17 protein-coding genes are annotated in these 13849 nt (G+C 44.1%); all 17 read left to right on the top strand.

The features are described 5' to 3' along the window. The first annotated feature begins 110 nt into the window (after positions 1 to 110). The 17 genes from K5Q34_RS08920 (at position 111) to K5Q34_RS08840 (ending at position 13795) form a co-directional block, all read left to right on the top strand. Positions 111 to 1274, top strand: coding sequence for a galactokinase (locus K5Q34_RS08920; protein ID WP_221864857.1), 1164 nt, complete (start codon positions 111 to 113; stop codon positions 1272 to 1274). Positions 1275 to 1395: 121 nt separating this feature from the next. Continuing rightward, positions 1396 to 2877 (top strand): UDP-glucose--hexose-1-phosphate uridylyltransferase, encoded by a 1482-nt coding sequence (galT, locus tag K5Q34_RS08915; RefSeq protein ID WP_221864856.1) that lies wholly within the window; start codon positions 1396 to 1398, stop codon positions 2875 to 2877. A 517-nt stretch (positions 2878 to 3394) separates the two neighbouring features. Further along, positions 3395 to 4303: a DMT family transporter gene (locus tag K5Q34_RS08910; protein WP_172115771.1), complete on the top strand. Its 909-nt coding sequence runs from the start codon at positions 3395 to 3397 to the stop codon at positions 4301 to 4303. Between the two features lie 47 nt (positions 4304 to 4350). Then, positions 4351 to 4980, top strand: a complete 630-nt coding sequence (locus tag K5Q34_RS08905; protein ID WP_024407245.1) for a copper homeostasis protein CutC — start codon at positions 4351 to 4353, stop codon at positions 4978 to 4980. Positions 4981 to 5220: 240 nt separating this feature from the next. Next, positions 5221 to 5892, top strand: coding sequence for an SEC10/PgrA surface exclusion domain-containing protein (locus tag K5Q34_RS08900; protein WP_105150907.1), 672 nt, complete (start codon positions 5221 to 5223; stop codon positions 5890 to 5892). Between the two features lie 129 nt (positions 5893 to 6021). Beyond that, complete coding sequence (locus K5Q34_RS08895) at positions 6022 to 6549, top strand: YqeG family HAD IIIA-type phosphatase (RefSeq protein WP_172115770.1); 528 nt, start codon at positions 6022 to 6024, stop codon at positions 6547 to 6549. Beyond that, the gene (gene yqeH, locus K5Q34_RS08890) at positions 6550 to 7656 is read left to right on the top strand and encodes a ribosome biogenesis GTPase YqeH (RefSeq protein ID WP_221864855.1); all 1107 of its coding nucleotides are present in this window, start codon (positions 6550 to 6552) and stop codon (positions 7654 to 7656) included. Positions 7657 to 7713: 57 nt separating this feature from the next. Next, positions 7714 to 8025, top strand: coding sequence for a ribosome assembly RNA-binding protein YhbY (gene yhbY, locus K5Q34_RS08885; RefSeq protein ID WP_004195298.1), 312 nt, complete (start codon positions 7714 to 7716; stop codon positions 8023 to 8025). A 12-nt stretch (positions 8026 to 8037) separates the two neighbouring features. Beyond that, on the top strand, positions 8038 to 8670 hold the full coding sequence (locus tag K5Q34_RS08880) for a nicotinate-nucleotide adenylyltransferase (RefSeq protein WP_024381740.1): 633 nt from the start codon (positions 8038 to 8040) through the stop codon (positions 8668 to 8670). Then, the gene (gene yqeK / locus K5Q34_RS08875; protein ID WP_221864854.1) at positions 8667 to 9254 is read left to right on the top strand and encodes a bis(5'-nucleosyl)-tetraphosphatase (symmetrical) YqeK; all 588 of its coding nucleotides are present in this window, start codon (positions 8667 to 8669) and stop codon (positions 9252 to 9254) included. Before K5Q34_RS08880 ends, yqeK begins: the two co-directional genes overlap by 4 nt. A gap of 2 nt (positions 9255 to 9256) precedes the next feature. Next, on the top strand, positions 9257 to 9712 hold the full coding sequence (locus tag K5Q34_RS08870) for a GNAT family N-acetyltransferase (protein WP_221864853.1): 456 nt from the start codon (positions 9257 to 9259) through the stop codon (positions 9710 to 9712). Continuing rightward, positions 9709 to 10218, top strand: coding sequence for a cysteine hydrolase family protein (locus tag K5Q34_RS08865; RefSeq protein WP_221864852.1), 510 nt, complete (start codon positions 9709 to 9711; stop codon positions 10216 to 10218). The genes K5Q34_RS08870 and K5Q34_RS08865 overlap by 4 nt, the downstream gene beginning before the upstream one ends. Before the next feature lies 1 nt (position 10219). Continuing rightward, positions 10220 to 10579 carry a ribosome silencing factor gene (gene rsfS / locus K5Q34_RS08860; RefSeq protein ID WP_024407250.1) on the top strand — a complete coding sequence of 120 codons (360 nt, stop codon included), beginning with the start codon at positions 10220 to 10222 and terminating at the stop codon, positions 10577 to 10579. A 119-nt stretch (positions 10580 to 10698) separates the two neighbouring features. Beyond that, positions 10699 to 11145 carry an HNH endonuclease gene (locus K5Q34_RS08855; RefSeq protein ID WP_024384106.1) on the top strand — a complete coding sequence of 149 codons (447 nt, stop codon included), beginning with the start codon at positions 10699 to 10701 and terminating at the stop codon, positions 11143 to 11145. An 11-nt stretch (positions 11146 to 11156) separates the two neighbouring features. After that, on the top strand, positions 11157 to 11903 hold the full coding sequence (locus K5Q34_RS08850) for a class I SAM-dependent methyltransferase (RefSeq protein ID WP_221864851.1): 747 nt from the start codon (positions 11157 to 11159) through the stop codon (positions 11901 to 11903). Next, on the top strand, positions 11900 to 12988 hold the full coding sequence (locus K5Q34_RS08845) for a nucleotidyltransferase (RefSeq protein ID WP_221864850.1): 1089 nt from the start codon (positions 11900 to 11902) through the stop codon (positions 12986 to 12988). Before K5Q34_RS08850 ends, K5Q34_RS08845 begins: the two co-directional genes overlap by 4 nt. A 78-nt stretch (positions 12989 to 13066) precedes the next feature. Beyond that, a complete protein-coding gene (locus tag K5Q34_RS08840; protein WP_221864849.1) occupies positions 13067 to 13795 on the top strand; it encodes a MerR family transcriptional regulator in 729 nt (242 codons plus the stop codon). Positions 13796 to 13849 lie beyond the last annotated feature (54 nt).

Here is a 13849-nt window from a genome sequence, read left to right as displayed (position 1 = left end):
TCTAGTATAGCATAAAAAACAAAATTAGTAAAAATTTAGTAAAAATATTGACTTTTAAATTGTTGAGTTGTACAATAAAAGAAAACGATTACAAAAATTAGGAGGTTCTTATGGATAAAGAACAACTCAAGCAGGCCTTTCTCGATGTTTTTGGACAAGAGGCTGATGCAACTTTTTTCTCACCAGGTCGGATTAATTTGATTGGTGAGCACACGGACTACAATGGTGGTCATGTTTTTCCTGCGGCCATTACCTTGGGAACATACGGGGCTGCTCGCAAACGTGAAGATCAACTTTTGCGTTTCTATTCTGCTAACTTCGAGGAAGTAGGTATTATTGAGGTTGATTTGAACAATCTGGTCTTTGATAAGGCGGACAACTGGACCAACTATGCCAAAGGTGTTCTTAAGTTCTTGCAAGAAGCAGGACATAGCATTGATACAGGTATGGAAGTCTTTGTTTACGGTAACATTCCAAATGGTTCAGGCTTGTCATCATCAGCTTCTCTGGAACTCTTGATTGGCATCATCGCAGAAGAATTGTATGGTCTAGAACTGACTCGCCTTGATTTGGTGAAAATTGGCAAGCAAACGGAAAATCACTTTATCGGTGTCAATTCTGGTATCATGGATCAGTTTGCTATCGGTATGGGAGCAGACCAGCGTGCCATTTATCTGGATACCAATAGCTTGGAGTATGAATTGGTGCCACTGGATTTGGGTGACCATGTGATTGTCATCATGAACACCAACAAACGCCGTGAATTGGCAGATTCTAAGTACAATGAACGCCGTGCGGAATGTGAAAAAGCAGTCGAAGAATTGAATGCAGTCTTGAATATTCAAACTCTGGGAGAATTGGATGAATGGACCTTTGATCAATATAGTTATTTGATTAAGGATGAAAATCGTATTAAGCGTGCCCGCCATGCTGTCTTAGAAAATCAACGGACCTTGCAGGCTCGTAAGGCCTTGGAAGAAGGAGATTTGGCAACCTTTGGTCGTTTGGTCAATGCTTCTCATGTCTCTTTGGAACATGATTATGAAGTGACAGGTTTGGAATTGGATACCTTGGCTCATACAGCTTGGGAGCAAGAAGGCGTTCTTGGTGCTCGGATGACAGGAGCTGGTTTCGGCGGTTGTGGTATTGCTATTGTTCATAAGGACAAGGTTGATGCCTTTACTGAAAATGTTGGTAAGACCTATACTGAGGTCGTTGGCTATGAACCAAGCTTCTATGTAGCGGAAATTGCTGGAGGTTCTCGCGTCTTATAGTCTTTCATTTTATCTTTTATTACTGCGTTAACTCACTTTGCCGTACTTCAGTACTGCCTGCAGTTCGTTGCCTTATACTAAAAGTAAACTGAAAGACTATGATTAATAATAGATTGGAGAAATGATGACAGGATTGGTGGATCGTTTTGTTGAGCAGGTCATTGCCAACAGTGGTTTTGAAGAAATGGATGCTCTTTACCTGCGCAATCGAGTCTTGGCTTTGGTGGGAGACCAGGTTCTGACTGTTCAAACAGAGTTAGAGGACTTGATTGAATTAAAAGATGAACTATTGGCTCATGGAGTTCGAACTGGTTTTGTGGGTGAATTGCTGGAAGAGCAGGACATGGTTGGGTCTTGTTTGATGGATTTGATGACACCGAGTCCGAGTCAGGTCAATCGTGATTTTTGGCAGACCTATCAGGACAGTCCAGAGCAAGCGATTGAGGACTTTTATGAATTGAGCAAGCGCAATGACTATATCAAGATGGCTGCGATTGCGAAAAATATCTATTATCCAGTTTCGACAGAGTATGGGGATTTGGAAATCACAATCAATCTGTCCAAACCTGAGAAGGATCCCAAGTCTATTGCAGCTGCTACGAAAGCTGAAGCGAGCAATTATCCCAAATGCCTACTCTGTATGGAAAATGAGGGCTATCAGGGTCGGATTAATCATCCTGCACGCGCCAACCACCGTATTATTCGCTTGGATCTTGGTCAGGAAAAGTGGGGCTTCCAGTATTCGCCCTATGCTTACTACAATGAACATGCTATTTTCCTAAATCAGGAACATGTGCCGATGGTCATTAGTCCGCGAACATTTGAGCAACTCTTGGACTTGCTGGATTTGTTGCCAGGCTATTTTGTCGGTTCCAACTCCGACCTACCAATCTCGGGTGGCTCCATCTTGACCCACAATCACTATCAGGGTGGGCGGCACAGTTTTGCCATGGAAAAGGCACCGATAGAAGGCCAGCTGGTCTTCGACGGCTTTGAGTCCGTTTCGGCAGGCATTGTCAAGTGGCCCATGTCGGTGATTCGCTTGAGTTCAGCAGATAAGCCATCGCTTCTTGGTTTAGCGACTAAGATTTTGGAAAAATGGCGGAGCTACTCAGATGATAGCGTTCAGATAAAGGCTGAGACGGATGGAACTCCCCATCATACCATCACCCCGATTGCTCGGAAACGAGGAGATTTGTACGAGCTGGATTTGGTTCTCCGCGACAATCAGACCTCGGAAGAATTTCCAGATGGCATCTATCATCCACATCCAGATGTGCAACATATCAAGAAAGAAAATATCGGCTTGATTGAGGTAATGGGCTTGGCGATTTTACCTCCACGCTTAAAGGCAGAATTGGCTGAAGTAGAAAAATTCTTACTGGGTCAAGCTAGTCAGGTAGCTGACTATCATCAGTCTTGGGCGGAAAGTCTGAAAACAGCTCATCCAGATGTGACGGAAGAAACCGTCGAACAAGTTGTTCGTGAGTCAGTGGGACAAATTTTCGCGCGTGTATTGGAAGATGCAGGGGTCTACAAACGAACTCCAGAAGGACAGGCAGCCTTTCTACGATTCGTAGAATTTGTAGGTTTAGTAGCATAAATGTAAGAAAGAGTGGGAGTGGGATAGAACTCGACCAATCTAAAGAGTTCGTCAACAATTCATCATTTCTGGTTGTTGAGCTGAAACAGTCTATCCCCAGACCTTGAATGATGAGAGCTGACTACCGCCAGCTTGTATCTCCCACTTCAAAAGGTCTCCCAGACCTTTTGAACTCCCACCCCGCATAGCTCCAAAGGTTCGGGGAATCTTTGGAGACTGGAGATAGGGCGAACAGAGTTCGCTACAAAACTGTCTGGGAGACAGTTTGAGGTTGGAGATGAAGCGAACTCTGTTCGCATCAGTCGTAGAGGTCAGATTTGGAGCGTGAAACGCGAATTGCTGAGATTTGCTCTGCAAATCCCATCTCCAACCTTTAACAGTCCCCCAGACTGTTAAAGCCAATCAACCACTGCGCTGAGATGTTGACGCAAACTTAGTGAGGTTGGACCTGTCTTTTTGCCTCCCTTCCTGCTCTTTTGGTATAATGGAAGTATTCACAGTGTGAGAAGGAGATATGATGGCGGAAAAGAGATTGGGGACACTGATTACATTAATAGCAGGTATAGCCTGGGGCTTGTCTGGAGTGAGTGGGCAGTACTTGATGTCACGTGGTGTTTCGGTGGATATGATTACCTCCCTGCGTTTGTTGGTATCGGGATTCTTTCTCGTTGGCCTGGCTTATGCTACAGCGAAAGAACAGCTGTTGATAGTGTTGAAAAATAGAAAAGCCTTGTTGGGAATTTTTGTTTTTGCGATGTTGGGTCTGGTTCTTAACCAGATGGCTTATTTACAAGCCATCTATCATACCAATGCGGGAACGGCTACGGTTTTACAATACCTTTGCCCTATCTTAGTCTTGGCTTATACCTGTTTGAAAAATAGGGAAAAACCATCAGGGATTGAGTTGATTTCAATTCTCTTAGCCGTAGCAGGAACTTTTCTGATTGCGACTCATGGCAAATTAGATGAATTGGCAGTGACTCCAATCGGTTTGTTCTGGGGAATCTTCTCAGCCTTTACTTATGCGCTATATATTATTTTGCCAGGTAAATTGATCCGTCAATACGGCAGTATAACGGTGATTGGTTTAGGGATGTTAATGGGTGGTTTTGTAGTCACGCTTGGTTTGCAAACTTGGCAGCATCGTCTTCCTATTGATGGTGGAAGTTTCCTGGGTCTGCTAGGTATTGTCGGAGTCGGGACGATTTTTGCCTATACTGCCTTTCTTAAAGGCGTCAGTATGGTTGGTCCTGTCAATGGTAGTCTTTTGGCCTCGATTGAGCCGATTGCATCTGTCTTTTTTGCAGTGTGGTTGGTCAATGAACGATTTTATGCAATTGATTTTGTTGGAATGTTGTTGATTTTACTTGCTGTTTTACTTATTTCTTTAAAAGATATATTGGTTGCCCAAAAGAGTATTGGTTAATATACTCTTTTTTGTTATACTAAAGAAAAAACTTGAAAGGAATAAAGATGATTAAAGAATTTTGTTCCGAAAATCATGTAGGTGTGATGAAGGCCCTATCCCTAGGAGCTAAACGGATTGAACTCTGTGATAATTTGGCAGTCGGAGGGACGACGCCGAGTTATGGAGTGATCAAACATGTTTGTCAACTGGCTCATGAGAATGAAGCCACAGTCATGACCATGATTCGCCCTCGAGGTGGAGATTTTTGCTACGATGAAGCTGAGGTGGAAATGATGGTTGAAGATTGTAAAGTAGCGATTGAACTAGGTTCAGATGGTCTGGTTTATGGTTTGTTAACCGAGGAAAATTGGTTGGACGAAGCGGCCTTGGAAAGACTGTTTGCTGTTTCGCAGGACTGTCAGATTGTCTTTCACATGGCTTTTGACCAAATTCCTCGCGAACGCCAATTTGAGGCTCTTGATTGGCTGGCAGAACATGGAGTGACACGGATTTTGACGCGTGGAAGTCTGACAGGGTCTGCCTTGAACAAGGTGGAATGGTTACAGGAGATTGTCGCCTATGCACAAGGTAAAATTGAAATCTTGATTGGTGGTGGATTGACTGTGGAAAATGTGCCAGTTTTACTAGAAAAACTAGCTATTGACCAAGTTCATGGGACAAGATTGTTTTGGTAGGACAGGTCTACCTCTAAACGGCTCAGCAGACTATTTACTTTTCTGGGTTTATATTAGCTTTATTTAAGGAAGAGGGAGTATACTCTTTTTATTCTTTTTTATACCCCTCCTAGAAAGCACCTAAGTGGGTGCTTTTTGTTCATATTGCACAAAGGGTTTGTGATATGAAAATATTTACAAGAATGTATAAACTTGTTACAATAATGGTATAAATAAACACGTGGGGAGGAGACTATGGGGATGGTTGGAAATCACGAAATTTCAGATAAGATTCTATTGCCAGATGGATATTATGAGAAGCTTTTAGAGTATGCACAAGCTGAGAAAACTGGTTTCGATGCGGAATTGGAAAGACTTGGCGAGCAGGGGCTGTTGCTTAATGTCTACAAGGGTCAGGAAGCAGATAGGGAAATTATCCTGTCTGATATTGAGAACTTAGACAAAGAAATTAGAGAAGAGTTGGCTCAATATGCCGTAACACTTCTGAATCCATTGCGTAAACAGTTGGGGACTGTAGCAGTGGAGATGAGTGATTTTGCTTTGGACTATGCTGTTCGTTTAGCCCAATCCTTGAATAGCACTTTGCGTTATCATAATTATGATAGTTTGATTGCCATTGCTAAAACCAAAGGAGTTGAACCCAAAGGTAAGGATTGTCAATCATTTTCAGAGTACAGACAGCGTTACAGTCTCTATGATGCTAAGAAGTTAATTTATCGCGCTCTCGCATGGCGTCTATTCGATGATAGTCATGCAAATTATGGACATGCTCTTACCATTTTGGGGTTGGATGAGGATGAGTCAGGAGTAGAGCAAATCGGTTTTGCTTTTTCAAAATTTACTCTTGATATTGATTGGTTGCTAACCCATATGATTTTCATTCCGAAAGATTGGATTTTGGAAGAAGGGTAGATTTAATTTACAACTACCATTAGATTACCTCCAGAAGGCACTCGGTTGAACCGAGTGTTTTCTGCTATCCATTCGCATTTTTCTTAGAAAAATGGTATAATTGTCTGATAAAAAACTTTGGAGACGATAGTGAGTTTAGAAAATTACATGCCAGATTTTGCCTTGGAAAAGGCTTATGACGTGACCGTCGAAAGCTTGAAAAAACATGGCATAAAAATAGTGTTTGTTGACTTGGATAATACCTTGATTGCTTGGAACAATCCCGATGGAACGCCAGAGATGCGCCAGTGGTTACATGATTTGCGAGACGCAGGCATTCCCGTTGTGGTGGTTTCAAACAATAAATACGAACGTGTCAAACGTGCGGTTGAAAAATTTGGGATTGAATTTGAAGCCTTCGCTCTCAAGCCTTTCACCTTTGGGATTAACCGTGCTTTGAAACGCTATGATGTCCAGCCACATGAAGTGGTCATGATTGGTGATCAGCTGATGACGGACATTCGGGCTGCTAAGCGAGCTGGTCTCAAGTCTGTCTTGGTCAAACCCTTGCTAAAGACGGACTCTATCAATACGCAGATTAATCGTTGGCGTGAACGACGGACCATGAAAAAAATCATCGCTAAATATGGAGCGATAAACTACAAGAGGGAGATGTAAGTGGAAGAATTATTTTGTATCGGCTGTGGTGCCCAGATTCAGACGCTAGACAAGGCAGTCGCTGGTTTTACACCTCAATCAGCCCTAGAAAAAGGCCTGGAAACAGGGCAACTCTACTGCCAACGTTGTTTCCGTTTGCGCCATTACAATGAGATTTCAGATGTCAATATCTCGGATGACGATTTCTTGAAACTTCTCCATAGCGTGGGAGAAAGCGATGCCTTGGTGGTTAATGTCATTGATATTTTTGATTTCAATGGTTCAGTCATTCCAGGTTTGCCTCGCTTTATTTCTGGAAATGACGTGCTTTTGGTCGGCAACAAGCAGGACATTTTACCCAAGTCTGTCAAGACAGGCAAGGTCACCCAGTGGTTGACCGAGCGGGCGCATGAAATCGGCATGCGACCAGTTGATGTGGTCTTGACTTCAGCCCAAAACAAGCAAGCTATCAAGGACTTGATTGAAAAGATTGAACAACACCGCAAGGGACGGGATGTCTATGTGGTCGGTGTGACCAACGTTGGCAAGTCAACCTTGATCAATGCTATTATCCAAGAAATCACAGGGGACAAGGATGTCATTACGACTTCACGTTTCCCTGGAACGACGCTGGATAAGATTGAAATTCCTTTGGATGATGGTTCATACATCTATGACACGCCAGGAATTATCCATCGTCACCAGATGGCCCATTATTTGACGGCTAAAAACCTTAAGTACATCAGCCCCCGGAAAGAAATCAAGCCAAAGACCTACCAGCTCAATCCAGAACAAACCTTGTTCTTGGCTGGTCTGGGACGATTTGACTTTGTGGCTGGTGAACGCCAAGGCTTTATGGCCTTCTTTGACAATGAATTGCAACTCCACCGCACCAAGTTAAAGGGGGCTAGTGAATTTTACCAGAAACATGCAGGTTCACTTTTAGTGCCGCCAACCAGCAAGGAATTGAAAGAATTTCCTGAATTGGTTCGTCATGAATTTACCATCAACGAAAAGACGGATGTGGTCTTCTCAGGTCTTGGTTGGATTCGTGTCAATGAAGAGGCTAAGATTGCTGCCTGGGCGCCTAAGGGTGTGGATGTGGTGATCCGCAAGGCGATTATTTAGATGTGAGTACTGGTTACATTTGTTAGCCAATAAATTATAGAAACATAGGAAAAATAGATGTCATTAACTTCAAAACAACGTGCCTTTTTGAACAGTCAGGCACACAGTCTCAAACCCATCATTCAGATTGGGAAAAATGGTCTAAATGACCAGATTAAAACCAGTGTTCGTCAGGCGCTGGACGCGCGTGAATTGATCAAGGTGACCTTGCTACAAAATACGGATGAAAACATTCACGAAGTAGCAGAAATCTTGGAAGAAGAAATCGGTGTGGATACGGTCCAAAAAATCGGTCGCATTTTGATTTTATTCAAACAATCTAGCAAGAAAGAGAACCGTAAAATTTCCAAACAGGTCAAAGAAATCTAAGAAGGAGAGCCTATGGCTATTGAACTCTTAACACCCTTTACCAAGGTTGAATTAGAGGTTGAAAAGAAAGAAACCAATCGCAAACAAGTGGGGATTCTGGGAGGGAATTTCAACCCTGTCCACAATGCTCATTTGATTGTGGCAGACCAGGTCCGTCAACAGTTGAAGCTGGATGAAGTCTTGCTCATGCCAGAATTCATTCCGCCTCATGTGGATAAGAAAGAAACCATTGACGAATACCATCGCTATTCCATGCTCAAGATGGCTATTGCAGGTATTGACGGCTTGGGGATTGAAACCATTGAACTGGAACGCCGTGGTGTCAGCTATACCTACGACACCATGAAATTGCTGAAGGAAAAAAATCCTGATACGGATTATTATTTTATCATCGGTGCAGATATGGTAGACTACCTTCCAAAATGGCACAGGATTGATGAATTGGTCCAGTTGGTGCAGTTTGTTGGTGTCCAGCGTCCTCGTTACAAGGCAGGGACTTCCTATCCTGTTATCTGGGTAGATGTGCCCTTGATGGACATTTCCTCCAGCATGGTACGGAGCTTTATCAAGCAAGGGCGGGTGCCGAATTTTATGGTGCCTCATGAAGTTCTGGACTATATCGAAGAAAAGGGACTTTACCAATGATTGCAGCAGATTTGACATTTGACCGCCAGGCTCTTTTGGAAAAAATCCGTGTAGCCATGAAGCCAGCGCGCTTCCAACATGTCTTAGGTGTGGAGCAGGCAGCGCTTGCCTTGGCAGATCAATACGGCTGTGATCCGAAAAAAGCCAGTCTGGCAGCGCTTTTGCATGATTATGCTAAGGAAGTGGATGACCAAGTCTTTCTGGACTTGATTGCCAAGTATGATTTGGACAAGGACCTGCTTAACTGGGATAATAACATCTGGCACGGTGTGGTTGGGGCTTATAAAATCGCAGAAGATTTTGGCTTGGAAGATGAGGAAATTTTTCAAGCTATTCAACGACACACCATTGGTGCGGGGCAGATGACCTTGCTGGACAAGGTGCTCTATGTGGCGGACTACATCGAACCCAATCGGGATTTTCCTGGGGTGGACGAGGCGCGTCGTATCGCAAAAGAGTCCTTGGACAAGGCGGTAGCCTATGAAACTGCCCAAACCATTTCCTACTTGGCCAAGAAGGGAATTCCCATTTATCCACAAACTTTGGAAACCTACAATGGATATGTTGTATATTTGAAGGAGTAGGGATGATTGTATTAAAACCTGTGGATGAAAGCTCCTATCAAGCTGTCTTGGACTTGACAGTAGCCGAGGCAGATAAGGGCTTCGTAGCTCCCAACGTGCGTTCCTTGGCGGATGCCTGGCTATACAGAATGAATGGTGATGTCTTTCCCTATGCTATCTGGGCAGATGAGCAGGTTGTTGGCTTTGCCTTGATTGACATTGATGAGGACATCCAGCAGTATATGCTCTGGCGGTTTATGATTGGTCAAGAATTTCAGGGGAAAGGCTATGGTCAGGCAGCTTTGGAAGCTGTTATTCAACTGGCTCAGAAGCACCCTGTCTGCAATCATTTGATTGTCTCTTATGTCAAGGGCAACCAAAAGATGGCAAGACTCTTGGAGAAAAATGGTTTTGTCTTAGATCTTGAAGAAGAAAGGGAATTGGTGTTCCGTTTGGAAACGCCTGGGGTCAAGTTTTGAAATCTGCATTGTTAGTCATTGACATTCAGCATTTGCCTGTGGAAGGCAAGCCCTATGGGATTGAAAATCGGCTTCGGCTCTGGCAAGATAGCCTTGCTCAAGCCCGTCAAGCGGGGCTAGAGGTCATCCATGTCCGCCATCATGACCAGGAATTGGTCAAGGGGACTGCTGACTGGGAGATTCCCTCAACTGTTGCACCCTTAGCTAGTGAGAAGATTTTCGATAAGACCTTTAATAGTGCCTTCAAGGAAACAGGACTTCATACTTATTTGCAGGAAAAGGGAATTGAGCAACTCATCATCATGGGCATGGCGACCAATTTTTGCATTGACACGACGATTAAAGTAGCCTTTGAACTAGGCTACAAGGTAGCTGTGATTCAGGATGGAACGACGACAGGTTATTCAGGAAAATTGGATGCCAAGGACTTGATTGACCACTACCAAAACATCTGGTCATGGAATTTTGCCCAGGTGGATACATTAGAAAATATAATTAGAGGATAAGATGAAAGAACTAGATTTAGTAAAAGTTGTGGTCCAGGCTGCTGATGACAAGCGAGCTGAGGACCTTGTTGTAATTGATGTTCAAGGCGTGACTAGCCTGACAGACTACTTTGTGATTGCCAGTTCCATGAACAGTCGTCAGTTGGAGGCTATTGCGGAAAACATCCGTGAAAAGGTAGCGGAAGTTGGGATCAAGGGGAGCCGTGTAGAAGGCGATAGTAACGGTGGCTGGGTCCTTTTGGACCTTGGAGGCGTAGTCGTTCATATCTTCTCAGAAGAAATGCGTGACCTCTACAACCTTGAAAAATTATGGCACGAAGGTAGCTTCCTGGAAGTCGCAGAACTTTTAGAAGAGGAGTAGTGAGAGCGGAGAGAACTCGACTGACAAAAAGGGTTTGTCAACAACTCAAAACTCTGACTTTTTGAACACAGTGTGAGTTAATGAAGCAGTCGATTGGCTGCTTTTTATGAAAGGAAAATATGGCAGCATCTAAAAGTAAGCGGTCACGAAGAGAATTTTTCAAAAATAATGTCGCAGTAAATGAGAAGGATTTTCCTTCTGATGAATTTGAGGTGCATCACGTTATAGAGTGGGCTGAGATTGATGAGGAAAATCACTTATCGAGACAGAAAATCGACACTTATAAAAATATGTTTCTTCTGAGTAAAGAAGTACATAAAGAAATTACAAGAAAAACAAATTCCTCTCGTGCGTCGAATAGAGGACAATATGGAGTAACACCTAGAAAATTCTATAAAGTTGAAATTTATGATGATATTGAGGAAATATTAGTGAAATTAATAAATATTATGGACTTTAAAGATTTTATAGAGTTAAAATATGGAAAAGATATCTTTTTTGATTTAAAAAATAAGGACATCATCTTGAAATATAATGAAGAAATGTTAGAAGAACATTTCGGATAATGGAGAAAAATATGGCAACTTATGAAACCTTTGCGGCGGTCTATGATGAAATCATGGATGACAGCTTGTATGATAAATGGACAGATTTTAGCTTGCGGAACTTGCCACAAGATACCAAGACAATTTTAGAATTGGCCTGTGGGACAGGGATTCAGGCTGTGCGTTTTGCTCAAAAGGGTTATGAGGTGACAGGGCTTGACCTGTCCTATGAAATGTTGGAATTGGCCCAGAAAAAAGCAGAAGCTGCTGGTGTCATGATGGAACTAGCCCAAGCAGATATGATGGCTCTGGAAGGTGTTGGAGATTTCGATGCGGTGACCTGTTACTCGGACAGTCTGTGCTATATGGCAGACCAAGAAGCCGTTTTGCGGGTCTTTGAAGGGGTTCACTCTGTTCTCAATCAAGGTGGTACTTTCCTTTTTGACGTTCACTCCATCTATCAAATGGAGGAAGTGTTTGCAGGCTATAGCTACCATGAAAACTACGAGGATTTTGCCTTTGTCTGGGACACCTATGAAGGTGAGCATGAGCATTCCATTGTTCACGAATTGACCTTCTTTGTCAAAGATGAGGACAGCCAAGAGGAGCGGTTTATTCGTCGGGATGAAGTTCATGAAGAGCGGACCTATCCGATTGAAACCTATGTGGAATGTTTGAAACAAGCTGGTTTTGCCTCTGTGGAAGTCTTTGCGGACTTTGAAGATCAAGCTCCGACAGAAACTAGCCAGCGGTGGTTTTTCAAGGCGGTCAAGGCATGATTTCAGGGATTATTGCAGAATACAATCCCTTTCACACGGGGCATAAATACCTGCTGGACCAGGCGAAAGGCTTGAAAATAGTGGTTATGTCTGGCAATTTTATGCAACGGGGTGAGCCAGCCATTGTTGATAAGTGGACACGGGCTCAGATGGCTTTGGAACATGGGGCAGATCTTGTTGTTGAGATGCCCTTTTTAGTGTCGGTCCAGTCGGCTGACCATTTTGCCAAGGGAGCCATCAGCATTTTACACAGGCTAGGTGTGGAAAAACTGGTTTTCGGCACGGAAGAAATGCTGGATTACCAGAAAATTGCGGATATTTATGTGGATAAGTCGGAAGAGATGGAAAATTTTGTGAAAAACTTGCCAGACAATCTCTCTTATCCACAGAAGACCCAGGCCATGTGGCAGGAGTTTGCTGGGCTGACCTTCACAGGTGATACACCTAATCATATTCTGGGCTTGGCTTACGCTAAGGCGGTGGCTGGAACAGGTATTCAGCTTGGCCCAGTTCAGCGGCAGGGGGCTGGTTTTCACTCGGAAGAGGTAGAAACGACCTACGCCTCGGCGACGGCTATCCGAAAGGGTGCTGACCAGTTGGACTTGGTGCGTGACTTTTTACCGTCTGCCAGTCTCTTTGAAGAGGCGACCAAGGTAAGCTGGAGAAATTATTTTCCCCTGCTCCGCTACCAGATTGCGACCCACCGAGATCTCAGTCAGGTCTTTCAGGTAAACGAAGAACTAGCCAGTCGTATCCGCTCTGCCATTGGGAGCGCAGCGACCGTGGAGGAGCTAGTGGATGCTGTTGCGACCAAGCGCTACACCAAGGCGCGGGTGCGGCGGGTGCTGACCTACATCTTGGTCAATGCGGTGGAAATTCCCTTGCCAGAAGCGGTCCATGTCCTAGGCTTTTCAGCTCGAGGCCAGGCCTATCTCAAGACCGTCAAGGAGCGAGTGGGCTTGGTGACGCGGATCGGAAAAGAGCCCTGGGACAGCCTGACCCGGCAGGCGGATGCGGTCTATCAACTGGGCGCTGACGCAATAGCAGAGCAGACCTACGGGCGCGTGCCGGTGAGGGTGGAGTGAGATGTAAAAGTTTTTTGATAAAATTCTTGACTCTCACCTTACGTTATCCTTTATACTAGTCATAGAGAGGCGGTTTCTATGAACGAAAATTGGACAGTTAAGCAGGTTAGTCAGCTGACGGGACTGACGGTGAGGACCTTGCACCACTACGACCAGATTGGTTTGCTCAAACCAGCATTTGTGGCTGAAAATGGTTATCGCTACTATAATCAGGAGAATTTGGCTCGTCTGCAAGAAATTCTCTTATTTCGTGAATTAGATTTTCCTCTCAAAGATATTCAGCAGCTTCTGGACGTGACGGAAGTCAATCGTCAGCAGGTCTTGCGGGACCATATCACCCTTTTAGAGCTCAAAAGGGAACGGCTGGATCGCATCATCAATCACGCCAGATTGCTCACAGAAAAAGGAGGAGAAGTCATGGATTTTCACGCATTTGACAGCAGTCAACTAGAAGCCTACAAGGCGGAGGCCAAGGAGCGGTGGGGACAGACCTCGGTCTATTCCGAGTTTGAAGAAGGTTACAATGCCAGTAAGGACCGGGTGTTTGCCCAAGAGATGCAGGCTATTTTTGAAATTTTTGGAAAAATGCGGAGCTTGGAAGCCGATCATCCAGATGTGCAGGCTCAGGTAGCGAACTTGCAGGCCTATATCACGGAAAATTTCTACACCTGCACCAAGGGAATCTTACAAAATCTAGGTCTTATGTATGTTGAGGACGAGCGATTTTCAGCCAACATCGACCGAGCAGGTGGACCAGGAACAGCAACATTTGTCAGTCAAGCTATTGCGATTTATTGCAAAGAATAATAAGGAAAGTCTAGTGAGAACTAGGCTTTTTTATGTTCATCTTGGCTATGTACA

This window comes from Streptococcus sp. 2018110, from assembly GCF_019754115.1.
GTDB lineage: Bacteria > Bacillota > Bacilli > Lactobacillales > Streptococcaceae > Streptococcus > Streptococcus hashimotonensis.
This window is presented reverse-complemented; position numbering and strand designations above follow the sequence as displayed.